Origin of the sequence: Lutibacter sp., assembly GCF_013139515.1 — a bacterium.
GTDB lineage: Bacteria > Bacteroidota > Bacteroidia > Flavobacteriales > Flavobacteriaceae > Lutibacter.
Genome location: NZ_WTAR01000070.1, coordinates 12,653 through 35,742, shown reverse-complemented (window position 1 = coordinate 35,742; position 23,090 = coordinate 12,653). Strand labels below are relative to the sequence as shown.

Sequence of the window (23,090 nt, the reverse complement as noted above, 5' to 3'; positions counted from 1 at the left end):
CTCACGGATTTTCAGAAAATGTGTTTGCTGATGAATTGGCTTTTGCTGCTGATAAAGACCCACTAGAATTTCGATTAAATTTAATTGGAAATGATAGAATTGAAGATACTCCTGATGAAATTAAATATGATACTTCCAGGCTTAAAAATGTATTAAAAATTGCCACTAAAAATGCCGAATGGGGAAAAGAACTTCCTGAAGGACACGCATACGGATTGGCAGTTCATTATAGTTTTTATACCTATGTTGCATCAGTTGTTGAGGTTTCTGTAATTGATACTAAAGTAAAAGTTCATAATGTATTTACAGCTATTGATTGTGGTACAGTTGTAAATAAAAATACTGTTGAAGCTCAAATGCAAGGATCAGCAGTTTTTGGAATGTCACTAGCTTTTTACGGGAAAATAACTGCTAAAAATGGAGCAATTGAACAAAGCAATTATCATGATTATCAAATGGCACGTATACATCAAGCTCCAAAAGTTCATGTTGAAATTATTGAAAGTAGCGAAAGGCCAACTGGTGTTGGAGAACCTGGTGTGCCAGTTATTGCTCCTGCAATTGTAAACGCAATTTACAAATTAACAGGAAAAAGGTATTATAATTTACCCTTATCAGATTACGGCTTAGTTTAAAACTTTATGAATAATTGGATAGAATTATTGTTAGATTTTAAATCTAAAAAACAGCCAATAGCTTTAGTTACGGTTACAAAAATTTTAGGTTCTGCGCCTTGTAAAGTAGCTTCAAAAATGATTGTTACCAAACAAAAAGAAATTTTTGGAACTATTGGTGGCGGTAAATTAGAGTTTCAAGTAATTGATGAAACCATAATTGCAATTAATGAAAATAAAATAAAAGAATTCTCATATACTTTAGGACCAGAATTTGAACAATGTTGTGGCGGAAAAGTTGAGTTAATTATAGAACCTATGAATCAAACTCCTGAATTATATCTTTTTGGCGCAGGACATATTGGCGTTGAAATTTGTACAGTTTTAAAAGACACTCCTTTTAATATTACATTGTTAGATACTCGTGAAAATTGGAGAAATACTATTGACGTTGATAAAAGCATTGCATATTCTGATATTGATTTTGACTTATATAAACAACATATAAATTGGGGAACAAATTGTTATGTGGTAATTATGACACACAATCATAAATTAGATTTTGAAATTACCGCTTTGGCTTTAGATTCAAAAACCAAGTATATTGGTTTAATTGGCAGTAAAACCAAAAAGAACAAGTTTAATAACATGTTAAGAAATGAATTGAATTTTGAAACAGGAATCTCCCCTGTTCATTGTCCGGTTGGTTTAGATATTGGTGGTCATACACCAAAAGAAATTGCCATTAGTGTTGCTGCAGAATTATTGAAAGTCTATTATGGAAAGTAATACCGTTTTTGTACTGTTAGCTGGCGGAAAATCTGAACGAATGGGTGTTGATAAAGGGTTACTAAAATATCAACATACTTTTTGGGTTTTAGAGCAGTTAAGCAGAATTTCAAAAACAACAATTTCAGCGGTTTATATTGGCTTAGGCTTTAATTTTGAAAATTATTTTAAGGCAATTCCTTGGTTAGAAGATGCAGTCACAAATTTTGTAAATTTTCAGGGACTACATATAAAAGTTGTTATTAATAAAAATCCTGAACTAGGTTCTTTTTCAACACTTCAAACCGTATTAAAAAATATAAACACTTCAAACGACGTACTGTTAAATCATATTGATGTTCCAATTTTAAATTCAAAAGAACTTCAAAAAATAATTGAGACAAAAAACACAGTCGTAATTCCAAATTATGAAGGTAAAAATGGGCATCCAATAAAAATGGATTTCACTTTTTGGAAACAGCTATTCGCTTTAAAGATAGCTGATAAGAATGCTAGATTAGATTTCCAAATTAAAAAAATAAATCCTACCAAAATTTCAAAAATTGAAGTTTCTGATAGGAATATTTTAAGAAATATAAATACTAAAAAAGATTGGATTTCTTTTTTAAATAAGATTAATTAAATTCTTCTGGATTTTCAGCAATATGGTATCTAGGGTCATCAATATCATTAATAATTACTTCATGAAATCTTGCATTCGATTTATATAAAAGTATTTTACACTCTTCACTTAAATGCTTTAAATGAACTTTTTTACCAGCTGTTTCATATTTTTCAACAATGTTAAAAATAGCTTCTAGTGCAGAATGATCACTGATTCTAGATTCCATAAAATCTATTTCTACATTTTGAGGATCATTTTTAACATCAAACTTATCATTAAAAGTTATAATAGAACCAAAGAATAATGGGCCCCAAATCTCATATACTTTAGTACCATCTTTTCTAACTGATTTTCGGGCTCTAATTCTAGTGGCGTTTTCCCAAGAAAATACTAAAGCACTTACAATAACACCTGCAATAACAGCTATAGCTAAATCGAAAATTACTGTTAAGGCTGATACTAATACTAAAACGAATAAATCAGTTTTAGGTATTTTATTTAAAATTCTAAAACTACTCCAAGCAAAAGTTCCAATTACTACCATAAACATAACACCAACTAACGCTGAGATAGGAACTCTTTCAATATAACTTGAACCAAATAAAATAAATATTAATAGTAGAACTGCTGCTACAATTCCTGATAGCCTTCCTCTTGCTCCACCTTTAATGTTAATAATAGATTGACCAATCATAGCGCAACCACCCATACCTCCAAACAAACCTGTAACTATATTGGCGCTTCCTTGCGCTACACATTCTCTATTTCCATTTCCACGAGTTTCAGTTAAATCATCAATTAAATTTAACGTCATTAACGATTCAATTAATCCAATTGCAGCCAATATTAAAGCATAAGGTAAAATAAAAATTATTGAATCTAGTGTAAATGGTACTTTTGAAAAAGTATCTAAATTTAAGGTTGGTAAACCGCCTTTTAAACCTTCCCCGCCACCATCTCTAATAAATGAGCCTACTGTTGCTACGTCAAATTTTAATAAAATAGCTAAAGTACTTACAACTAAAATAGCAATTAAGGCTTCAGGTAATTTTTGAAGTTGTTTAATTTTTGGTAAACCCCACATGATTAACATAGTTAATACAACCAAACCAACCATTAAATACAACTGATTTCCTTGTAACCAAGCTTTTTTCCCATTCACCGTATTTTTAAACATTCCCAATTGAGAAATAAAAATAACAATCGCTAAACCGTTCACAAACCCCATCATTACAGAATGTGGAATTAAACGAACAAACTTCCCAAGTTTTAATAAACCTGCCAAAACTTGAATAATACCCATTAAAATTACCGTTGCAAATAAATAGTATAAACCTAAATTTTCATCAGGATTTCCCATTTCATTACCTTTTGCTACCAATGTAACCATTACAACTGCTAAAGCGCCTGTTGCGCCTGAAATCATACCTGGTCTTCCTCCAAAAATTGAAGTAATTAAACCAACCATAAATGCAGCATACAATCCTACTAGCGGATCAACACCTGCCACAAAAGCAAAAGCAACTGCTTCTGGAACTAAGGCTAAGGCTACAGTTATTCCTGAAAATATTTCATTTCTAATGTTTGATACGCGTTTTTCAATAAATTCAGTCATAAGTAGTTATTTGTAAAAAGCGGCAAATATAGGGTAAAAAATTAATTGGCTAAGATTATTTATAAATTAACAGCCCACAGAATTAACGAAAAGGTATTCGTGTAATTATTAATAAATTCTCAAAACAACAATTTGATATTTTCGTAGGTGTTTTTAAGCGCCTCTTTGGTTTCTTTACTATTTTTAAATTCAACTTTTTCAATACCTTCTTCAATTTGAGGAGTTAAATTACCTTTATAATTAGTATTCATTAAAAACCAATACGTAATTTTTAAAATTGTTTTTCCTTTTCTCTTAAAAATATGATAGGTTGTTTGAAGCTCATTTTCAATTTGTAAATTAGTAATTCCACATTCTTCTTCAACTTCTCTAATTGCACATTCTGAAATAGATTCACCTTTTTCTAATTTTCCTTTTGGCAAATCCCATTTATCTAATCGATAAATAAAAAGTACTTCGTTTTTTGAATCTAAAACCTTACCTCCTGCTGCTTTTTGAACTTTAAAAACAGATTGGAATTTTTGCCAACATGTTTCTAAATCATCACACAACAAACAAATGCCGCCTGTCTTATTCTGAAAAAGAGTTTCAACAATTTCAGAAATATTACAACTATTGAAGTTAAATTTTAAAAAATTTGTTGAAAAATTATTAGTATCTGTCAAAATAATTGAACAGTCATTCGCAAAAACTTTATACATTTGCATTATGATTTTGAACAAAGATACTGCAAAAAGAACAGCCGAATTATTGTTACAAATAAAAGCTATAAAATTGCAACCTAATGAACCTTTTACATGGGCTTCAGGTTGGAAATCTCCTATTTATTGCGACAATAGAACTACGCTTTCTTTTCCGAAAATTAGAAATTATTTAAGTGAAAATTTGGCCAAAATTATTGAGAAAGAATATGGTAAGCCTGATGTTATTGCTGGTGTTGCAACTGGTGCAATTGCAATTGGTGTATTGGTGGCTCAAGAATTGAATGTTCCTTTTATATATGTGAGACCAGAACCTAAACAACATGGTAGAAAAAATCAGATTGAAGGTTTACTTGAAAAAAACAAAAATATTGTTGTTGTTGAAGATTTAATTAGCACTGGAAAAAGCAGTTTAAATGCTGTAAAAGCGCTAAAAGAAGTTGAAGGAACTAATGTAAAGGGAATGGTTGCCATTTTTTCATATGGATTTGATATTGCAACTAAAAACTTTGAAAAAGCAGGAGTTAACTTAAATACATTAAGTGATTATGAACATTTATTAGAACAATCTCTTGACAGTAATTATATTTCTGAAAACGAATTAGAAACACTTCAACAGTGGAGAACAAACCCTAGCGATTGGAAACAAACTATTAATACAAAATTATGAACTTAGAAAGTAAAAAAGCAATTATAAATAAATCTCAAAAAGAATATTTTGATTTTTTATGTAATTTGAAAAATTTTGAACAATTAATGCCTGAGAATACTGATAAATTTGAAGTTGACGGAGATTCGTTTATTTTTAGTTTAAAAGGAATGCCAGAAATTAGATTGGTGGTAAAAGAGAAAAATGAATTTGATAAAATTACATTAGGAGCTGCGAGTAGTAAATTAAATTTTTCGCTAACTGCAATTATTAATGAAGTTTCTTCAACTACTTGTGAAACACAACTTTTGTTTGATGGCGATTTTAATCCTATGATGGCAATGATGGTTAAAAAACCACTTCAAAATTTTATTGACACTTTAACCGAACAAGCTGAAAAGCTTTAAAAAAATACAACTATTTACGACTCGCAAATTTAATTTTTTTCAAACTAAATTTGTGAGTTGTTTCATCTTTCAACTCAATTACCAACCTACCATCTTTAAAAACATCTACTATTTTACCTAAAAAAATAGTTCCGTTTACATCTTCAAACATTGTCGGTTTATTAAATTTGTAGAGTGTTGCTATGTATAGTCTTTTTAATTCTCCAAATTTAGCATCTTTAATATAACTGATATTTTTTTTTATAGTATTTACAATATCTCTCATTAATTCATCTTTATCAAAACTAATTCCTGAAATATTTTTTAATGAAGTTACTCTCCTAATGTTTTTTGGAAACTCTTTTTGGTTTACATTTAACCCAATTCCAATTACAGATTGTTTTATCAATTTTCCACTCAATACATTTTCAATTAAAATTCCCGCAACTTTGTCTTTTTCTGCCAAAATGTCGTTTGGCCATTTAACTGTTAATTGTATGTTAATACGTTTATTTAAAACTTGTAAAACACTTAAAGAAATAACCATACTTAAGTAAAATTGATCTTCAATTTTAAAATTTTCAAAATTAATTAACGTACTGAATGTTAGATTTTTACCCTTATCAGAAACCCAAGAAGCTCCCACTTGCCCTCTACCTCTAAACTGATCTTCTGCAACAACTACTGTATAACATTCTAAAGCAGTATTTTCAGCTTGCTTCTTCAAGTAAGAATTTGTAGAATCAATGGCATTAAGTTTGATTATAATCATATAGAAAGCTAATATTTTAACAAAAATATTTAAAAGCTAAATTATTATAAAAAAACAATAACTTTGCACCAAATTAAAAATACTTTAATGACAAAGAAAAATATAAAAGCAGACGACACAATAGCAGCAGTTTTAAAAGCTATAGATGAAATTAAAGGTGTTGATATTCAAATTTTAGATTTGAGAGAAATTGAAAATACAGTTTGTGATTATTTTATAATATGTACAGGAACCTCTAATACACATGTAAATGCAATTTCTGGCATTGTTCAAAAACAAGTTAGCAAAACTACAACAGATAAACCTTGGCACGTTGAAGGTGAAGATGTTGCTGAATGGGTTTTATTAGATTATGTAAATATTGTAGTCCACATATTTCAAAAACACATACGTGATTATTATGATATTGAAAGCCTTTGGGGCGATGCAAAAATCACAACTATTTCTTCATCAAATTAGAAAGTTTTATAAACTTATTGAAATAAAAAAATATGAGTCAGGATAAAAAAGATACTTCAAAAAATAAAAATATAAAAACACCTAAATTTAATTTTTACTGGATTTATGGTGCCGTTTTCTTATTAATAATTGGTTATCAGTTTTTAAATAGTGATAGTTTAGGCTCAAAAAACTTAAGCCAAAATGAATTTAATACTATTTTAGTTGAAAATGATATTGAAAAAATTGTAATTGTTAACCGAAGTGTAGCTAATATTTACATTAAAAATGAAGCTTCTGACAAAGAACAACATAAAAAAAATAAAGGATCGCTTTACACTGCAAATTCACCAATGTACAATTACTCTTTTGGAGATTTGCAAAATTTTGACAACGAATTAAAAAAGGTAAAAACCGAAGCTGAGCTAGATTTTGATTTAAAATATGAAGAACAAACTAATATTTTAGATCAACTATTTATGTACTTACCATTTATATTTTTAATTGGTTTGTGGATTTACTTTATGAAACGCATGTCTGGTGGTGGCTCTGGTGGTGGAGGGCAAATTTTTAACATTGGAAAATCTAAAGCAAAGTTATTTGACCAAGACCAAAAAGTAAAAACTTCATTTAAAGATGTAGCAGGTTTAGAAGGTGCAAAAGAAGAAATTCAAGAAATAGTTGATTTCTTAAAAAGTCCTGATAAATATACATCACTTGGTGGTAAAATTCCTAAAGGAGCTTTATTAGTAGGTCCTCCAGGAACTGGTAAAACATTATTAGCTAAAGCCGTTGCAGGAGAAGCAAACGTACCTTTTTTCTCACTTTCAGGCTCAGATTTTGTTGAAATGTTTGTTGGTGTAGGAGCTTCAAGAGTTAGAGATTTATTTAAACAAGCACAACAAAAAGCACCAGCAATTATATTTATTGATGAAATTGATGCTATTGGTAGATCACGTGGTAAAAATAATATTACAGGAGGTAATGATGAAAGAGAAAACACTTTAAATCAATTACTAACTGAAATGGATGGTTTTGGAACAGACTCTAATGTAATTGTGCTAGCAGCAACGAATAGAGCTGATGTATTAGATAAAGCATTAATGCGTGCTGGGCGTTTTGATCGTCAAATCTATGTAGATTTACCCAACTTAACTGAACGTGCTGAAATTTTTAAAGTTCATATAAAACCTTTAAAATTAAGTAAGAATGTTGATCTAGATTTTTTATCTCAACAAACTCCAGGTTTTTCAGGTGCTGATATTGCAAATTTATGTAATGAAGCTGCACTAATAGCCGCTAGAAATAGTAAAAAAGCAGTAGAACATCAAGACTTTTTAGATGCTGTTGATAGAATTGTTGGTGGACTTGAAAAGAAAAATAAAATTATTACGCCTAAAGAAAAGAAAACTATCGCTTTTCATGAAGCTGGGCACGCAACTGCAAGTTGGATGTTAGAACACGCGGCACCACTTGTAAAAGTGACTATAGTTCCTAGAGGACAATCATTAGGAGCTGCTTGGTACTTACCAGAAGAACGCCAAATTGTGCAAACTGAACAAATGTTAGATGAAATGTGTGCAACACTTGCGGGGAGAGCAGCAGAAGAATTAATATTTGATAAAATATCTACAGGAGCTTTAAATGATCTTGAGAAAATAACGCGTCAGGCAAGAGCAATGGTTACTGTTTATGGATTGAATAAAAAAATTGGTAACATAACTTATTACGATTCTTCTGGTCAGTCTGAATATAATTTCACAAAACCTTATAGCGAAGAAACTGCTCGGGTTATTGATAAAGAAATTTCAGAAATTATTGAAGAACAATATCAAAGAGCAATTAAAATATTAAGTGATAATAAAGATAAGTTAACAACACTTGCTGAGTTATTATTAGAGAAAGAAGTTATTTTCAAAAAAGATTTAGAGGCCATTTTTGGTAAAAGACCATTTAAAACAGAAGAACCTGTAGCTCCTAAAAATAAAGATGAAGAAAACATTGAAGAAAACGTTGAAGAAACAAACACTGAAAATTCATCAGAAACACAAGAGTAAATTCATATCTTTTTTATAATTTTGAAGTTATTCTAAACAATCCATGAGTTTTTTCAAAAAGTTATTTAAATACCCTAGTGAAAATGAACCTAAAGAGCTCTCATTAGAAGAAAACGAATTACCGTTAGATCAGATATTTGTACAAAATTTCTTAAAAAATAATGGTAAGTTTCTCTATTGCACCTCTTTAGAAGAGGTAACTCTAAATTTAGCTAATATTACTGAAGAAAATTCTTGGGAAACAATTACTTGTAATGATTATGACTTACTAAAATTAGTTAAAACCATTCAAGTTAAAACAATAGATAATTTTAACAGCTCACATCCTATTTTTATAAGTTGCGAACACTTAATTTCTGAAAACGGAAGTATTTTATTTTCCTCAAACCAGTTAAAAGAATGTAAAATTTCTGAATTATCAGGAAATTTCATAGTATACGCAACCACAAGCCAGTTAGTAAAAAATAATGGTGATAGTTTAACAGGAATAAAAACACGTTACCAAGGTAACATACCAAGTAATATTAGCGCAATTAAAAATTACAATCCTAATTCAAAAGATATAGATTTTATGAATTATGGAAATACTAATGCAAAAAACTTATATTTGCTGCTCTTTGAAGATTTATAATTTATGAATAACTTTTTAAAACGTGCACTTTCAGGCTTAGTATTTGTAAGTGTTTTAATATTTTCAATTCTTTATAGTAAAATTTCTTTCATCGTGCTATTCTATCTTTTGATGATGCTTTGCTTGTATGAATTTAAAAAAATGATTCAATTAAAAAGTGTATTCCCCTATATAATTGGATCACTTCTTTTTGTTTTTGGAAACATATTAAATGTTGAAGATGTACCTTCAAAAATGATTTTTGAATATGTTGGAGGTGGTTTATTTTTAACAATATTTATAACATTTGCCTCTATTCTTTTTGCTAAAAAAGAAGAAGTTATCAGTCATTTAGGGAAAATATTTTTGTCAATAATATACATTGTTGTACCATTTACATTAATTGTCCAAATTCCATTTTTAAACACTTCATTTAATTATGTAAATACAATAATTTTAGGCGTTTTTCTTTTAATTTGGACAAATGACTCTTTTGCCTTTCTAGTTGGTAAAAACTTCGGAAAACACAAACTGTTAGAACGCATATCGCCCAATAAAACAATTGAAGGGTTTATTGGAGGAATGATATTCACTTTTATATTAAGTTATTTTTTAGCCCAAAGATTTATAACACTTTCATTAATACAATGGGTTGTAATTGCAGGAATTGTAAGTATATTTGGTGTTTTAGGAGATTTAATAGAATCTATGTTTAAAAGGCAAGCTTGCGTAAAAGATAGTAGTAATTTTATACCCGGTCACGGTGGCTTTTTAGATAGGTTTGACAGTGTTATTTTTGCTGCTCCGTTTATTTTTATTTATTTATATTTCGTTCAATAATTATGTTTCACAAAGAAGGTTATACCATTATTTTAATTTCCACGTTTGTAGTTGGTGGTGGAATTATATTAACTGATAATTTAATTTCTATAAATTGGTTAAATAAACTAATAGCAATAGTTTTATTGCTTTTTTATATCATAGTTCTCCAATTTTTCAGAAACCCGAAAAGAAACACCATTTTAAACGAGCAACATATAATTGCACCTGTTGATGGAAAAGTTGTTGTTATTGAAGAAGTATTTGAAAAAGAATATTTTAAAGATAAACGTTTACAAGTTTCTATATTTATGTCGCCTATAAATGTTCATGTAACAAGATATCCAATTAGTGGAAAAGTTAATTATAGTAAATATCACCCTGGTAAATATTTAGTAGCTTGGCACCCAAAAGCATCTGAAGAAAATGAACGTACAACAATTGTAGTTCAAAATAATACTGTTGGTGAAATATTATATCGTCAAGTTGCAGGTGCATTGGCAAAAAGAATTGTAAACTATGCAAAAACATCTGAAAATGTTATTCAAGGAGAAGATGCTGGTTTTATTAAGTTTGGTTCTCGTGTAGACTTGTTTTTGCCTTTAAATTCTAAAATTAACGTAAAATTAAACGATAAAGTACGAGGTGGAGAACAAATAATAGCTTCTCTTTAATCTTTTATATTTATGGGAAAAGAATTAGATATAGAATTTGAAAACGCATACACATTTGCTTGTAACACAAGTATAAAACTTCCACCTGATGTAATGCTCCAATTTTATGCGTATTATAAGCAAGCTACAAAAGGAAATAATTACGAGCAACCTTCAGGTAATGTACAATTAAGAAATTCTTTTAAATTAAATGCTTGGCTTCAATTAAATCATTTAACCGAAAATGAAGCAAAAAAAGAATACATAAATCTTGTAAATAAACATTTAAAATAATTAATCTTATGAAAAAACTACAACTAATTTATATCTTGTTTTTAACTATAATTACTTTTTCATCTTGTAAAGAGACTATAAAAAAAGAAAACAAACAAACCGAAAAAAGTTATGTTGTTGAATCAAAATCAACAACAATTAATTGGACCGCATATAAAACCACTAATAAAGTTCCTGTAAAAGGGATATTTAACAGTGTTACTATTGAAAGTCCTAAAACAGGCTCAACAGTTACAGAAGCTTTAAATGGCTTAAAATTTATCATTCCTGTAAGTAGTATTTTCACAAAAGACACTATTAGAGATACAAAATTGAAGAAATTTTTCTTCGGAAGTATGAACGATACTGAAGTTATTTCTGGAACATTAACTATAATTAATGAAACTTCAGGTTCTGTTAATTTAACAATGAACGGAATTTCTCATGACCTACCAATATCATTCACAATTAAAGACCAAACGGTTAGTATTGAATCTTTAATGGATTTAGACAACTGGAAAGCTCAACTTGCTTTAAAAGCTTTAAATACAGCTTGTAAAGATTTACATTCTGGTGAAGATGGAATTCCAAAAACTTGGAATGAAGTTAAAATTGAAGTTACTACTAATTTAATATATAAGTAAAAAAGAAGCAGTTTAAATTTGAAAAACAACTGTCTGTTTAATGACATATTTCAAATTTAAACTGCTTCTTTTTTAATAATCTAGTTTTACTAAGTAAGCTAACTTAGTTTTCCAAATTTTTAATTTAACATTATAATCATTTATATTATCCATTACATTTTTAAGTAAAGGATTATCTGCAGATGCATTTGAAATAAACCCAATGTTATTTTCTAACTGTTGAATTTCTCTAACGGTTTCATCAACCTTTTTTCTGACAAAAAGTTGCTCTCCATTCAATTTATGATAGTTTTTTTGCTCTAAGTAACCATTTACTAGGTTTTCAAACTTAATCATCTCAATTTCAACTTTATCAATAGAGCTGGCGTTTGTAATTTTATCTATAAGTTTATTAAATTTAGCTTCAATATATTTCTTTTCAAAAGGCACTCTACCCATATCTCTCCAGCTATTAATATACTCTTTAAGCTTATCTAAAGTAATATTTGTGCTGTCTTCTACTTCTGCTTTAATTGTATTTAAAAATTCTCTCTTATTATTATAAACCTCTAATTCAACTTTATTTCCTGCATCTTGTTCAGAATGTAATCTATCAAAATAATGGTTACAAGCATCTTTAAATTCTTTCCATAACTTATCAGAATATTTACGTGGTACGTGACCAATTTTTTTCCAATCGTTCTGAATCTTCTTCATGACATCAGTTGCACTGTCCCAATCTTCACTTTCTTTTAATGCAATTGCCTGCTCTAAAAGTGCTTGCTTTGCTTTTAAATTTTCTAAGTAATCTTTTTTAATATCCTTAAAAAAGATATTTTTATCATTATTAAACTTTTTGGTAGCTCCTTTAAATTTATCCCAAATTTCTTTATTTTTCACTCTTGGCACCTGACCAATGTCAAAAAATTTAGTTCTTAAACTTTCTAGTTCTTTAATGCTTTTTTGCCAATCACTTCTACTCGCATTTTTTGAAGTGTCAATAACTTCTATTGCTTCAATAACAGCCAGTTTTTTATCAACATTTTCATCAAATTTAGATCTTAAATCTTTGAAGAAATCATGCCTTTTATCGTGTACTTTTTTTGTTGCAGCACTAAAACGATCCCAAACCTCTTCTCTATGCTCACGACCAACCGGGCCAACATCTTCTTTCCATAGTTTGTGTAAAATTTGAAGTTCATTAAATGCAAAATTAATATCTTCTAACTCAGCTAATTCTTCAGCTTTAACAACAAGTGAAAGCTTTTCTTCATAATTATGTTTAAAATCTAAATCACGTAAATCATTATTTAAATGTAATAAATCATAAAAACGCTCAACGTGATGATGGTAAGTTCTCCAAGTGTCATTATATTTTGCTCTAGGTATTGGTCCAATTTCTTTCCATCTATCTTGAATACCTTTAAATACTTTATACATTGTTGTTCCATCAGCATTGTCAATTAAATGCTTCAAATCTTCTATTAAAGAAAGTTTATTTTGAAGATTATCGTTTAGCTGACTATCTTGCTTTGCATAAAACTCAGTTTTTTTAATTTTATAATCGTAAAGTATACTATTGTAATTAGACTTTATTGGGTTTTCATATTTAAAATCTACAACATCTCCACCTGCTTCTAAAAAAGCTGCTTTTTCTTTTTTAAGTAATTCACCAAATTTAACATTAAATGTATTCTTAATGTTATTTACATTATTATGAATACTTTGAACTGGATGTTCTTTAACCAATTTACTTAACTTACCAACTAATTCTTCAAGGCTAAGTTTTTCGTAATCAACTAATTCAACAGTATCATAATCAATATTTTCAGAAGTTTCAGCTATCTTATTTTCAATTTCGTCAATAGCTACATCAGATGAAGGTTTTTCTTTTTCAGACAAACCTTCTACTGTTTTATCAATAGTTTCTTGAGAAGTTTCTAGTGTTAATTCACTTTTTTTATTTACCTCTAATAGCTTTTCTTCATCTATATTACTTTCATCAGTATTAGAAGGAGAACTATTTTCTGGAGTTAAATTTGTTTGTTTATTTTTTTCTGAAATTTCAGAAGTTTGAGGAGTTAAATCACTTTTTTCTTCACTTGGCACTATTTTACTTTCGTCTAACATATGAGAATGTTTAAGGTTCAATTCATTATAATAATTAATAACTTAAAAATAAGCATTTTTAAAATTACTATCTTTCTATAAGATGTAATACTTATTAATAGTTGCGTAAATTTAATAAATTCTTTTTTAGGAATTCCATATTTCCCAAGACTTTTCTGCTTGCATTTCAAGCATTTCAAGGCCATTTTTTATAGCAGCACCTCTTTTTTTACCTTCGTGTAAAAATTTAGTCTCGGAAGGGTTGTATATTAAGTCAAATAGTAAATGTTTATCTGTAATAAATTGGTATGGAATATTTGGAGAGCTATCTATATTTGGATGTGTTCCTAATGGTGTACAATTAATAATTACTGTATGTTCTTCTATAATTTGTTGATCTAAAATTGAATACAACAAACTATTATCTGATACATTTCTAGAAACAAATTGATATTGTATCTTTAGTTTTTCTAAAGCATAAGCTACTGCTTTAGAAGCGCCACCAGTTCCTAAAATAAGAGCTTTACTATGATGCTTTTTCAATAAATGTTCTATTGATTTTTTAAACCCATATACATCTGTATTATAACCTATTAGCTTATTGTTACTTGTTACTTTTATGGTGTTTACTGCTCCAATTTCTTTTGCATCACCTTCAACTTCATCTAAATATTTTATAATTGATTGCTTGTATGGTATTGTAACACTAAACCCCTGAAAATCATCTTCTTGCTGATACGTTATAAAAGGAAACTCTTCAATTTCAGGAATGTCATAATTATCGTATTTACACTTATTTAAACCTAATTTTTGAAATTTTTCTTTAAAGTATTTTCTTGAAAATGAATAAGAAATATTTTTTCCTATTAAACCAAATTTATTACGATTATCCATCTATATATTCTTTACGTTCTGTTCCGTATCTATCAATTAATAAAATAATTCCTAAACCTATAATTATATAAAATATTGCAAACCAGGTTTCCTGTTGAGAAAAATCTGGGAAATATCGTTGAAAATTTTCAATTACTTTATTTCCATGAATGTCAATTAATTCTTTTCCATTTTCAATTTTAAACACTTCCCTTTTCCATGGCCAAACAATACCTAATGATCCTGTTATAAAACCTATAATTAATGCTGTTACTATTTGGTGCCAACGTTTTAAAACATACCCTAAAATATGAGATGTAAAAACCAAACCAAAAGCTGAACCAGCTGTAAATGAAGCTATTATTTTAAGATATCGCATTCTTTCTTCATTGTTCATAAAACTAAAATCTCCTGTGAAAATTTCAGCAAAAGTTTTATATAACATGGTTACAGAATCTACTAAAAGTAATACATAATTCCCTAATAAAATTAATATAAACGATCCTGAAAGCCCAGGTAAAGTCATGCCTGAAACTCCAATTATACCACAAGCAAAAACAAACCATAAATTATCGTTTTCCTTTGCTGGATTCATAAAACTTATGGCAATACCAAGCGCAATACCAATGAGTATTGAAATTATGTTACTTGTTCTCCAATCGTTAAAATCTTTTGAAATGTAATAGATTGATCCTAAAATCATACCAAAAAAAGAACTCCAAACATATAATTCGTAATGTTGTAGCAAATAATCTAAAACTAGTGAAACACTAAAATAACTAAACATGCTTCCTCCAAATACAAGTAATAAAAATGTTGCATTTGTATACTTGTAAAAGCTTTTAAACCGGCCATTTATAAGTAATAAAAAAGCTTTATAGTTAATTTTTCTGAATGAATAAATCATTTCTTCATAAAAACCTAATACGAAAGAAACTGTACCTCCAGATACACCTGGAACTTTATTTGCAGCACCCATAGAAAGTCCTTTTATAAAAAGGAAAAACTTATCTAATATGCTACGTTCTTTCGCCATTTTTTAAATCTTCTCTGAACTATTTGCTATTCGTTCTAATAAAATGATTACTACAAATCCAATAATAGATAATAGAATTGCCATTGTTAATTGTGAATCACCATCAAAAGAAAATGGTGAAATACTTTGTTGATTAAATGGAACTTTTATTCCATGAGAATTTGTTCGCCAAGTTAAGGTTTCTTTCCAAGGCCAAATTTTATTTAAAGAGCCCAAGATAAAACCTGTTAATACTGCCAAGGTATAATTTCTATAATTATTAAATAACCACTTTAATACTTTCGAAAAAGATAACAATCCTACAATTGCTCCAAATGCTATAATTGCTATTAATTTAAAATCTCTATTATGAATTGCGTCTAAAACTGGCTTATATGCTCCTAACAATACTAAAATAAAAGCACCTGAAATTCCAGGTAAAATCATTGCGCAAATTGCTAAAGAACCTGCTAAAAACAAGAATATTGGTGATGAATTTTCAGAAATTAATGGTTGTAATGTTGTAATATAATAAGCCACTACAGCTCCAACTAATAAACCTAAAATAGCAATACTACTCCAAGTTGTTATTTGTTTTCCAATGTATAAAATACTTGCTAATACCAATCCAAAAAAGAACGACCAAACCAATATTGTGTGATTTTCTAACAACCAAGAAATTAGTTTTGCTAAAGATAAAATACTGGTAAATATGCCTATTACTAATGCTAATAAAAAATTACCATTTATAGCTTTCCAAGCCGCTTTAATACCATTTGTTTTTAGGAGTTTTAATGTAGCCCAATTAACAGCGCTAATTGAAGACAATAACTCTTCATAAATTCCTGATATAAAAGCAATTGTACCACCCGAAACTCCAGGGACAACATCGGCTGCGCCCATAGCCATTCCTTTTAATGAAATTATAAAATAATGAATAAATTTTCGTTGCTGCATTTGTATTTTTAACTTAGATTGACAAATGTAGCATTTTATTATGAAGTTTTTTTGGAACTATTTATAATATCAATTACTTCTGGTAATTTATACACATCAGGAAATAATTCTTTTAAAATAATTTGATATTCAAAATCTATTAACAATGCAGTTTTTAAATATCTTTCTCCATTTTTAAAATTTTTAAATCTAAAACATAAACCACTAAGCCTATACTCTATTTCAGCAAAATCTTTAAAATAAGTTTTTGCTTTTAATAAATTTTTTAACGCATCTTCATATTCTCCTAAAAAACATAATGTATCACTTAAACCTAGCCAAATAACTAAATCATTATCATTTAATGAAATGCATTTTTGAAATGCGTTTACAGCTTCTTCAAAAAGATCTAAATTTAAATTAATTTCAGCATATTTACGCCAATATATAGAATTTTGCTCGTCAATTTCAATAGCTTTATCAATATAAAATATTGCTTTTGAGTATTTTTTTTCTTTTACATATAAATTAGTAATTGCCATCCAGCCTTTATCTAATAAAGGATCTTCATGAACTGCCTTTTTATAGTATTGAATTGCATTAGTTGTTTTATTCAATTTTTCAAAGCACTCACCTATTCGTAAAAACACAAACGATGTTGGATCATCTAAATCTAATGTAATTTTGTAATTGTCAATAGCTTCTTCAAAACGTTTTAACTCTTCTAATGTTTTTGCTTTTTCAAGGTAAGCACCTACAAAATATTCATCAATTAATACAGCATAATCAAATGCTCGCAAGGCTTCTTTATAATTTTTTAAAATAAAATATTGACGACCTAATTGATGCCAAGCAATTTCACTATATGGATCTTTGTTAATGTAATTGTTCAAATAATCAATTGCTTCTATATGCTCATTTTGCATATCAAAACAATAAATTACATTGTAAAGTGATGAATAATCTTCAAAATCTACCTCTAAACATTTTGCAAAGTTTAGCCTTGCTTCATTAAAATCATCTAAAAACAAATATTCCATACCTATCATAGATAAAATATCAGCTTCATCATCCGTAAATTCTAAAGCAACTGTCAATAAATTAATTGCTTCAGTGTGCAGATGTTTTTTAGAATACAAATTTGCTTGTTGAACATATATTTCAGAATTTGTAGGTTCAATTGCTTGTAATTCTTTTAACAAGCTTGAAGCCCTCTCATTCTCTCCATCAAAAATCAACAATTCAGCTTTTAGTAATTTTAATAAAACTGATTTAGGGTGCTGTGTCAGGCCTAATTTAATTGCTTTTTTTGCCAATGAAATTTTTCCTGAATCTAAATAATAGTGTATAATTTCCTCAAACTCAACCGAGTCAAAAAAATAAACGCTATTTGTTTTAAGCATTGATTCAAATTTTGATAACGGGATATTGTTTTCTTTAGGAGTCAAAGACATATCTGTAGATTTCTTTTTTCTATAAGAATAAATGTACAAGAACTTTTTAGTGTTTTTAAAATTAAGTTCTAATCTTTTTAACAAATTAATTAACAAAATGCTGTATATTTGTATTCCAAACAATGTTTGGTATTACCATGAGTAAAAAAACACTACTTAACTCAAAAGAAATTCACATCATATTACATCGATTAGCGTGTCAGTTAATTGAAAAACATAACAACTTCAAAAACACAGTTCTTATAGGAATTCAGCCTAGAGGTATTTATTTAGCAAAACGTTTGGTTGCCATTTTACAAAACGATTACGCTATTTCAACTATAAAACTAGGTCATTTAGACATTACTTTTTATAGAGACGATTTTAGAAGACGTGATGAGCCTTTAGAAGCAAATAAAACTCTTATAGATTTTATTGTTGAAGATAAAAATGTAGTTTTTATTGATGATGTGCTTTTTTCAGGACGAAGTATTAGAGCTGCTTTAACCGCAATTCAATCGTTTGGAAGACCGTCAGATATTGAACTTTTAGTATTAATTGACAGAAGATTTAGTCGTCATTTACCTATTCAACCAGATTATATTGGAAGACAAGTTGATGTAATTAACGAAGAAAAAGTTACTGTACATTGGAAAGAAAAAGATAGTAAAGATGCAGTATATATTATAAATAAATAATTATGAGTCAGTTAAGCACACAAAACCTTTTAGGAATAAAACACATAAATAAAGCTGACATTGATTTAATTTTTAAAACAGCCGACCATTTTAAAGAAGTAATTAACAGACCAATTAAAAAAGTACCTTCACTAAGAGATATTACCATTGCCAATTTATTTTTTGAAAACAGCACTAGAACTAAACTTTCTTTTGAGCTAGCAGAAAAGCGTTTATCTGCTGATGTTATTAACTTTTCAGCAAGTCAATCATCAGTTAAAAAAGGAGAAACTTTAATAGATACTGCTAACAATATTTTATCCATGAAAGTTGATATTATTGTGATGAGACATCCAAATGTAGGTGCTTGCGATTTTTTATCAAAACATGTAGATGCAAAAATTGTGAACGCAGGAGATGGAACACACGAACACCCAACACAAGCATTACTAGATTCTTACTCAATTCGTGAAAAATTGGGAGATGTTACAGGAAAAAAAATAGTTATTATTGGTGATATTTTACATTCTCGCGTAGCACTTTCAAATATATATGCTTTAAAATTACAAGGTGCTGAAGTTAAAGTTTGCGGGCCAAAAACCTTAATCCCTAAATACATTAAAAGTTTAGGTGTTGGTATTGAGTACAATATAAATAAAGCATTAGAATGGTGCGATGTTGCTAATGTTTTAAGAGTTCAAAATGAACGTATGGAAATTAATTATTTCCCTTCAACTAGAGAATATTCTCAATTATTTGGTATCAACAAAAAAATGCTAGATTCACTTGATAAAAAAATTGTGATTATGCATCCTGGGCCTATAAATAGAGGTGTAGAAATTTCAAGTGATGTAGCTGATTCTAACCAATCAATTATCTTAAATCAAGTTGAAAATGGAGTTGCTATTCGTATGGCGGTTATCTATTTATTAGCACAACAAATTAAACAATAACTTTTATGTTTATTTCTAAAACAGAAAATTATACACTCTTAAAACTAGACAATAATTCCGTTCAAAATTTTTACACTGAGCTTAAAAATCGTTATTCTGAGTTTGAAAAAGAACATTTAATTATTAATTTTTCAGAAAAAATTAACATACAAATTGAAGAAATAGTCTTATTTTTGGAAATAAGCAACCAACATTTAAAAAACGGCACAAGTTTTGTGCTTATTTGTAAAGGTATAAATATTGATAATTTACCTGAAGAATTAAATGTTGCACCAACATTAACAGAAGCAATAGATACTCTAGAAATGGATGCTATTGAACGAGATTTAGGATTTTAAAACAAGTAGCTTATTGATGAAACAATTACTTTTAATAACTTTTTTATTCGTATTTACTTTTTCTTTTGCGCAGCAAAACGAAAAGGGGTCCATTGTTATTAATAAAAATACACATCAACCCATATTGTCATCAGTTTCTGCATATCCAAACCCTTTTAATGTAACTACCAAAATTAATTTTGAAGCTTCTAAAGAGCAAATTGTAGAATTTTCAGTAAAAAATTTATTAGGAAAAACGGTTTATATTCAACAAGTTAATACTAAAATTGGCTACAATACCATCACATTTTATCGTGATGATTTAATTAAAGGAATGTATATTTATACATTACAAGTTGAAAACGAAATTATATCAAAAAGATTGATAATTAGATGAGTTTAAAACTCACAATTTTAGGCTGCCATTCTGCTACACCAAGAGTTAATGCTCACCCAACATCACAATTTTTAGAAATTAAAAATCATAACTTCTTAATTGATTGTGGAGAAGGAACCCAAGTACAACTTAGAAAGTACGGTATAAAATTTTCAAAAATAAAGCACATTTTTATTTCTCATTTACACGGTGACCACATTTTTGGACTGGTTGGTTTAATTTCTACTTTTAGGTTACTAAATAGAGAATCTGAATTACACATTTATGCTCCAAAAGGATTAAAAGAAATTATTACAGTGCAATTAAAACTTTCAAACTCTTGGACACATTACCCACTATATTTTCATGAACTTACCTCAACCAAAAGTGAATTACTTTTTGAAGATAATAAAGTTGAAGTACATACTATACCTTTAAAACATAGAATTTATACCAATGGTTTTCTGTTTAAAGAAAAAATAGGAGAACGTAAATTAAATATGAATGCAATAGTTAATCACAAAGAAATTGAAACTTGCGATTATCAAAACCTGAAAATTGGTAGAGACTTTAAGCTTCAAAACGGAACTGTTTTAGAAAATGAAACACTTACTTTTGAGCCTCTAAAACCAATAAGTTATGCATTTTGTAGTGACACTTCCTATTTTCCAGAAATTATACCTATCATAAAAAATGTAAACTGTTTATATCACGAAACTACTTTTTTAAATGATAAAGAAGAGTTAGCAGCAACAACTAAACATTCTACAGCAAAACAAGCAGCTAGCATAGCAAAACAAGCAACAGTTAATCAATTAATTATCGGTCATTATAGTGGTAGATATAAAAATATTGATGATTTTAAAACTGAAGCTCAAGAAATTTTTGAAAATACTTTTTTAGCTGAAGCAGGTAAAGTTTTTGAGATTAATTAATAAAATAATATTTATAATTTCTTTATTTATAATTATTACCGAAATAGCTTATTTAATATCAATTACAAGGTAGGGTAATCCAAAAATAGTTTGTTTAAATACAAAACAAGCATTATTTTCTTTGCTTTTTGAATAAGTTAAAAATACGTTAATAAGAATAATAATTGTATTTCCATATCGTTTTAAACGACTACTTAATCCTAAATAACACAATAATGATAAAAAAAATATTTTTAAGTTTTCTATTAACTTCTACAATTGCAACAATTAACGCACAAGAATGGCACACCGATTTTAAACTTGCTAAAGAAATTGCATCAAAAGAACATAAAAATTTAATCCTCGTTTTTCAAGGATCAGATTGGTGTGGACCCTGTATTAAATTAGACAAGGAAATTTGGAGCCAAGAAGAGTTTAAAGCCTATGCGAAAAATAATTTTGTGATGGTAAAAGTTGATTTTCCAAAAAGAAAAATAAATAAATTAACAGCCAAACAACAAGAAAAAAACTATCAGCTTTCTGAAATTTATAATAAACAAGGTTTCCTTCCAAGAGTTATAATATTAAATGAAAATGGAAAAGTTTTAGGTGAAACTGGTTACAAAAAAATGACACCTAAAAAATACATTAAACTACTTGCTTCATTTTAAATAGATAACTGTTGAAAAATATATTTAGCATAGTAATTCTCGTATTAACAACATTTAGCTTGTATTCTCAACAAGAATTTAAACGTACGCTTAAATTAATGGGAAGCAGGTTTGATATTACTGTTGTTGAAAAAGATGCTAAAAAAGCAACTAATTATATTGACATATCCATTGGAGAAATTTCAAGAATTGAAAAAATAATTTCGTCTTGGGATATTAATTCTCAAACTTCAGAAATAAATAGAAATGCAGGTATTAAACCTGTTAAGGTTAATTTAGAATTATTAAACCTTATTAACCGAGCTATACAGATTTCAAAAATCACAGATGGTGCTTTTGATATTAGTTACGCTTCTATGGACAAGATTTGGAAGTTTGATGGCAGTATGACCAAAATGCCTTCTGAAGAAAAAATTAAAAATTCCGTAGCAAAAGTAGGTTATAAAAACATTGTTATAAATAAAGAAAATTCAACTGTCTTTTTAAAATTACCCGGAATGAAAATTGGCTTTGGAGCTATAGGCAAAGGGTATGCAGCAGATAAAGCTAAAGAATTATTAATTAAAAAAGGTGTATTTGCAGGAATTATAAACGCATCTGGCGATATGAATACTTGGGGAAAACAAGCTAATGGTAATGAATGGAAAATTGCAATAAAAAATCCTTTTAATAAAAATAAAGTATTTGCTGTTTTACCAATTAAAGAAGGTGCAGTTGTAACGTCTGGAAATTACGAAAAGCATGTAACTTTTAACAATAAAAAATATACGCATATTATTGACCCTAGAACAGGGCTTCCTTCAAGTGGAATTATAAGTGTTACCGTTTTTGCCCCAAAAGCTGAAATTGCTGATGCATTAGCTACTTCAGTTTTTGTAATGGGAAAAGATGTTGGCTTAAACATAATAAACCAATTACCAAAAATTGAATGTATAATTATTGATGACAAAGGAAATATTATTACTTCAAAAAATATAAAAATAGAGAAATCATGATAAAAAAACTTACTTTGCTTGGTATAGCAACTTGTTTCTTAACTTCTTGCGTAGCAGTTAAAGGATACGAAAAAGTAAAAATTAATGACCCTGACATGTCACTTAGTGACAAAAGCTCACACCGTTTGGAAACAACATTTCAATCATATCGTGAAGCTTCAGCAGGAGCAAACGGAGGAAAAACTGGCGGAGGCTGCGGATGTAATTAAATTAAGAAA

At 28.4% G+C, this 23,090-nt stretch carries 28 protein-coding genes; 20 read left to right on the top strand and 8 right to left on the bottom strand.

Annotated features, from left to right (window positions below; translation table 11 throughout):
* The 3 genes from GQ540_RS06960 to GQ540_RS06950 all read left to right on the top strand — a co-directional run.
* A partial coding sequence (locus GQ540_RS06960; protein ID WP_291799368.1) for a molybdopterin cofactor-binding domain-containing protein occupies positions 1–635 on the top strand: 635 nt, incomplete at its 5' end.
* 6 nt (positions 636–641) lie between these two features.
* Positions 642–1,403, top strand: coding sequence for a xanthine dehydrogenase accessory protein XdhC (gene xdhC, locus GQ540_RS06955; RefSeq protein ID WP_291799366.1), 762 nt, complete (start codon positions 642–644; stop codon positions 1,401–1,403).
* Positions 1,393–2,025 carry an NTP transferase domain-containing protein gene (locus GQ540_RS06950; protein ID WP_291799363.1) on the top strand — a complete coding sequence of 211 codons (633 nt, stop codon included), beginning with the start codon at positions 1,393–1,395 and terminating at the stop codon, positions 2,023–2,025. Before xdhC ends, GQ540_RS06950 begins: the two co-directional genes overlap by 11 nt.
* Here GQ540_RS06950 and GQ540_RS06945 read toward each other — a convergent pair.
* Entirely contained in the window at positions 2,018–3,622 is a 1,605-nt protein-coding gene (locus GQ540_RS06945) for a SulP family inorganic anion transporter (protein WP_291799361.1), read from the bottom strand. The genes GQ540_RS06950 and GQ540_RS06945 overlap by 8 nt on opposite strands.
* A 119-nt stretch (positions 3,623–3,741) precedes the next feature.
* Positions 3,742–4,323 carry an NUDIX domain-containing protein gene (locus GQ540_RS06940; protein WP_291799358.1) on the bottom strand — a complete coding sequence of 194 codons (582 nt, stop codon included), beginning with the start codon at positions 4,321–4,323 and terminating at the stop codon, positions 3,742–3,744.
* A 7-nt stretch (positions 4,324–4,330) separates the two neighbouring features.
* Between GQ540_RS06940 and pyrE the strand changes: the two genes are divergently transcribed.
* Positions 4,331–4,993: an orotate phosphoribosyltransferase gene (pyrE, locus tag GQ540_RS06935; RefSeq protein WP_291799355.1), complete on the top strand. Its 663-nt coding sequence runs from the start codon at positions 4,331–4,333 to the stop codon at positions 4,991–4,993.
* Complete coding sequence (locus tag GQ540_RS06930) at positions 4,990–5,379, top strand: SRPBCC family protein (protein ID WP_291799352.1); 390 nt, start codon at positions 4,990–4,992, stop codon at positions 5,377–5,379. The genes pyrE and GQ540_RS06930 overlap by 4 nt, the downstream gene beginning before the upstream one ends.
* 10 nt (positions 5,380–5,389) lie before the next feature.
* Here GQ540_RS06930 and GQ540_RS06925 read toward each other — a convergent pair whose 3' ends face one another.
* Entirely contained in the window at positions 5,390–6,130 is a 741-nt protein-coding gene (locus tag GQ540_RS06925; protein ID WP_291799350.1) for a biotin--[acetyl-CoA-carboxylase] ligase, read from the bottom strand.
* An 87-nt stretch (positions 6,131–6,217) separates the two neighbouring features.
* On the opposite strand from GQ540_RS06925, the gene rsfS reads away from it, so the two are divergent.
* The 7 genes from rsfS to GQ540_RS06890 are packed head-to-tail and all read left to right on the top strand — an operon-like array spanning position 6,218 to position 11,624.
* Positions 6,218–6,589: a ribosome silencing factor gene (rsfS, locus tag GQ540_RS06920; RefSeq protein ID WP_291799347.1), complete on the top strand. Its 372-nt coding sequence runs from the start codon at positions 6,218–6,220 to the stop codon at positions 6,587–6,589.
* 32 nt (positions 6,590–6,621) lie between these two features.
* Positions 6,622–8,625, top strand: a complete 2,004-nt coding sequence (gene ftsH / locus GQ540_RS06915; RefSeq protein WP_291799344.1) for an ATP-dependent zinc metalloprotease FtsH — start codon at positions 6,622–6,624, stop codon at positions 8,623–8,625.
* A 43-nt stretch (positions 8,626–8,668) separates the two neighbouring features.
* Positions 8,669–9,256 (top strand): hypothetical protein, encoded by a 588-nt coding sequence (locus tag GQ540_RS06910; protein WP_291799341.1) that lies wholly within the window; start codon positions 8,669–8,671, stop codon positions 9,254–9,256.
* Between the two features lie 3 nt (positions 9,257–9,259).
* A complete protein-coding gene (locus tag GQ540_RS06905) occupies positions 9,260–10,075 on the top strand; it encodes a phosphatidate cytidylyltransferase (protein ID WP_291799338.1) in 816 nt (271 codons plus the stop codon).
* Between the two features lie 2 nt (positions 10,076–10,077).
* A complete protein-coding gene (locus GQ540_RS06900) occupies positions 10,078–10,728 on the top strand; it encodes a phosphatidylserine decarboxylase family protein (RefSeq protein ID WP_291799335.1) in 651 nt (216 codons plus the stop codon).
* 12 nt (positions 10,729–10,740) lie between these two features.
* Positions 10,741–11,001: an acyl-CoA-binding protein gene (locus tag GQ540_RS06895; RefSeq protein WP_291799332.1), complete on the top strand. Its 261-nt coding sequence runs from the start codon at positions 10,741–10,743 to the stop codon at positions 10,999–11,001.
* A gap of 8 nt (positions 11,002–11,009) precedes the next feature.
* Positions 11,010–11,624, top strand: coding sequence for a YceI family protein (locus GQ540_RS06890; RefSeq protein ID WP_291799330.1), 615 nt, complete (start codon positions 11,010–11,012; stop codon positions 11,622–11,624).
* Positions 11,625–11,696: 72 nt separating this feature from the next.
* Here the strand turns inward: GQ540_RS06890 and GQ540_RS06885 are convergent, their stop codons facing one another.
* From GQ540_RS06885 to GQ540_RS06865, 5 genes are all read right to left on the bottom strand, one after another.
* Entirely contained in the window at positions 11,697–13,733 is a 2,037-nt protein-coding gene (locus tag GQ540_RS06885) for a DUF349 domain-containing protein (RefSeq protein WP_291799328.1), read from the bottom strand.
* Positions 13,734–13,859: 126 nt separating this feature from the next.
* On the bottom strand, positions 13,860–14,606 hold the full coding sequence (locus tag GQ540_RS06880) for a shikimate dehydrogenase (RefSeq protein ID WP_291799325.1): 747 nt from the start codon (positions 14,604–14,606) through the stop codon (positions 13,860–13,862).
* The gene (locus GQ540_RS06875) at positions 14,599–15,621 is read right to left on the bottom strand and encodes a DUF368 domain-containing protein (protein WP_291799321.1); all 1,023 of its coding nucleotides are present in this window, start codon (positions 15,619–15,621) and stop codon (positions 14,599–14,601) included. Before GQ540_RS06875 ends, GQ540_RS06880 begins: the two co-directional genes overlap by 8 nt.
* A 3-nt stretch (positions 15,622–15,624) precedes the next feature.
* The gene (locus GQ540_RS06870) at positions 15,625–16,557 is read right to left on the bottom strand and encodes a DUF368 domain-containing protein (protein WP_291799318.1); all 933 of its coding nucleotides are present in this window, start codon (positions 16,555–16,557) and stop codon (positions 15,625–15,627) included.
* A gap of 38 nt (positions 16,558–16,595) precedes the next feature.
* The gene (locus GQ540_RS06865) at positions 16,596–17,939 is read right to left on the bottom strand and encodes a tetratricopeptide repeat protein (protein ID WP_291799315.1); all 1,344 of its coding nucleotides are present in this window, start codon (positions 17,937–17,939) and stop codon (positions 16,596–16,598) included.
* A 188-nt stretch (positions 17,940–18,127) separates the two neighbouring features.
* On the opposite strand from GQ540_RS06865, the gene pyrR reads away from it, so the two are divergent.
* The 8 genes from pyrR (at position 18,128) to GQ540_RS06825 (ending at position 23,081) form a co-directional block, all read left to right on the top strand.
* Positions 18,128–18,667, top strand: coding sequence for a bifunctional pyr operon transcriptional regulator/uracil phosphoribosyltransferase PyrR (gene pyrR, locus GQ540_RS06860; protein ID WP_291799374.1), 540 nt, complete (start codon positions 18,128–18,130; stop codon positions 18,665–18,667).
* A gap of 2 nt (positions 18,668–18,669) precedes the next feature.
* Positions 18,670–19,599, top strand: a complete 930-nt coding sequence (locus GQ540_RS06855; protein WP_291799312.1) for an aspartate carbamoyltransferase catalytic subunit — start codon at positions 18,670–18,672, stop codon at positions 19,597–19,599.
* A gap of 5 nt (positions 19,600–19,604) precedes the next feature.
* Positions 19,605–19,937, top strand: a complete 333-nt coding sequence (locus GQ540_RS06850) for a hypothetical protein (RefSeq protein WP_291799309.1) — start codon at positions 19,605–19,607, stop codon at positions 19,935–19,937.
* A 16-nt stretch (positions 19,938–19,953) separates the two neighbouring features.
* Positions 19,954–20,313, top strand: a complete 360-nt coding sequence (locus GQ540_RS06845; protein WP_291799306.1) for a T9SS type A sorting domain-containing protein — start codon at positions 19,954–19,956, stop codon at positions 20,311–20,313.
* The gene (locus GQ540_RS06840; RefSeq protein WP_291799302.1) at positions 20,310–21,227 is read left to right on the top strand and encodes a ribonuclease Z; all 918 of its coding nucleotides are present in this window, start codon (positions 20,310–20,312) and stop codon (positions 21,225–21,227) included. Before GQ540_RS06845 ends, GQ540_RS06840 begins: the two co-directional genes overlap by 4 nt.
* Before the next feature lie 215 nt (positions 21,228–21,442).
* Positions 21,443–21,877, top strand: a complete 435-nt coding sequence (locus GQ540_RS06835; protein WP_291799299.1) for a thioredoxin family protein — start codon at positions 21,443–21,445, stop codon at positions 21,875–21,877.
* A gap of 11 nt (positions 21,878–21,888) precedes the next feature.
* Positions 21,889–22,872 (top strand): FAD:protein FMN transferase, encoded by a 984-nt coding sequence (locus GQ540_RS06830; protein WP_291799296.1) that lies wholly within the window; start codon positions 21,889–21,891, stop codon positions 22,870–22,872.
* A complete protein-coding gene (locus tag GQ540_RS06825) occupies positions 22,869–23,081 on the top strand; it encodes a DUF4266 domain-containing protein (RefSeq protein WP_291799293.1) in 213 nt (70 codons plus the stop codon). Before GQ540_RS06830 ends, GQ540_RS06825 begins: the two co-directional genes overlap by 4 nt.
* Positions 23,082–23,090: the final 9 nt, after the last annotated feature.

What these genes read in the sequence shown, in the direction of transcription:
- GQ540_RS06895 (WP_291799332.1), top strand. Translation starts at nt 10,741, where the DNA reads ATGGGAAAAGAATTAGATATAGAATTTGAAAACGCATACACATTTGCT.
- GQ540_RS06890 (WP_291799330.1), top strand. Translation starts at nt 11,010, where the DNA reads ATGAAAAAACTACAACTAATTTATATCTTGTTTTTAACTATAATTACT.
- GQ540_RS06925 (WP_291799350.1), bottom strand. Translation starts at nt 6,130, where the DNA reads ATGATTATAATCAAACTTAATGCCATTGATTCTACAAATTCTTACTTG.
- GQ540_RS06840 (WP_291799302.1), top strand. Translation starts at nt 20,310, where the DNA reads ATGAGTTTAAAACTCACAATTTTAGGCTGCCATTCTGCTACACCAAGA.
- rsfS (WP_291799347.1), top strand. Translation starts at nt 6,218, where the DNA reads ATGACAAAGAAAAATATAAAAGCAGACGACACAATAGCAGCAGTTTTA.
- GQ540_RS06835 (WP_291799299.1), top strand. Translation starts at nt 21,443, where the DNA reads ATGATAAAAAAAATATTTTTAAGTTTTCTATTAACTTCTACAATTGCA.
- GQ540_RS06905 (WP_291799338.1), top strand. Translation starts at nt 9,260, where the DNA reads ATGAATAACTTTTTAAAACGTGCACTTTCAGGCTTAGTATTTGTAAGT.
- GQ540_RS06885 (WP_291799328.1), bottom strand. Translation starts at nt 13,733, where the DNA reads ATGTTAGACGAAAGTAAAATAGTGCCAAGTGAAGAAAAAAGTGATTTA.
- GQ540_RS06940 (WP_291799358.1), bottom strand. Translation starts at nt 4,323, where the DNA reads ATGTATAAAGTTTTTGCGAATGACTGTTCAATTATTTTGACAGATACT.
- GQ540_RS06930 (WP_291799352.1), top strand. Translation starts at nt 4,990, where the DNA reads ATGAACTTAGAAAGTAAAAAAGCAATTATAAATAAATCTCAAAAAGAA.
- GQ540_RS06875 (WP_291799321.1), bottom strand. Translation starts at nt 15,621, where the DNA reads ATGGCGAAAGAACGTAGCATATTAGATAAGTTTTTCCTTTTTATAAAA.
- GQ540_RS06850 (WP_291799309.1), top strand. Translation starts at nt 19,605, where the DNA reads ATGTTTATTTCTAAAACAGAAAATTATACACTCTTAAAACTAGACAAT.
- pyrR (WP_291799374.1), top strand. Translation starts at nt 18,128, where the DNA reads ATGAGTAAAAAAACACTACTTAACTCAAAAGAAATTCACATCATATTA.
- GQ540_RS06870 (WP_291799318.1), bottom strand. Translation starts at nt 16,557, where the DNA reads ATGCAGCAACGAAAATTTATTCATTATTTTATAATTTCATTAAAAGGA.
- GQ540_RS06880 (WP_291799325.1), bottom strand. Translation starts at nt 14,606, where the DNA reads ATGGATAATCGTAATAAATTTGGTTTAATAGGAAAAAATATTTCTTAT.
- GQ540_RS06950 (WP_291799363.1), top strand. Translation starts at nt 1,393, where the DNA reads ATGGAAAGTAATACCGTTTTTGTACTGTTAGCTGGCGGAAAATCTGAA.
- GQ540_RS06825 (WP_291799293.1), top strand. Translation starts at nt 22,869, where the DNA reads ATGATAAAAAAACTTACTTTGCTTGGTATAGCAACTTGTTTCTTAACT.
- GQ540_RS06910 (WP_291799341.1), top strand. Translation starts at nt 8,669, where the DNA reads ATGAGTTTTTTCAAAAAGTTATTTAAATACCCTAGTGAAAATGAACCT.
- ftsH (WP_291799344.1), top strand. Translation starts at nt 6,622, where the DNA reads ATGAGTCAGGATAAAAAAGATACTTCAAAAAATAAAAATATAAAAACA.
- GQ540_RS06900 (WP_291799335.1), top strand. Translation starts at nt 10,078, where the DNA reads ATGTTTCACAAAGAAGGTTATACCATTATTTTAATTTCCACGTTTGTA.
- GQ540_RS06945 (WP_291799361.1), bottom strand. Translation starts at nt 3,622, where the DNA reads ATGACTGAATTTATTGAAAAACGCGTATCAAACATTAGAAATGAAATA.
- pyrE (WP_291799355.1), top strand. Translation starts at nt 4,331, where the DNA reads ATGATTTTGAACAAAGATACTGCAAAAAGAACAGCCGAATTATTGTTA.
- GQ540_RS06865 (WP_291799315.1), bottom strand. Translation starts at nt 17,939, where the DNA reads ATGCTTAAAACAAATAGCGTTTATTTTTTTGACTCGGTTGAGTTTGAG.
- GQ540_RS06855 (WP_291799312.1), top strand. Translation starts at nt 18,670, where the DNA reads ATGAGTCAGTTAAGCACACAAAACCTTTTAGGAATAAAACACATAAAT.
- GQ540_RS06845 (WP_291799306.1), top strand. Translation starts at nt 19,954, where the DNA reads ATGAAACAATTACTTTTAATAACTTTTTTATTCGTATTTACTTTTTCT.
- xdhC (WP_291799366.1), top strand. Translation starts at nt 642, where the DNA reads ATGAATAATTGGATAGAATTATTGTTAGATTTTAAATCTAAAAAACAG.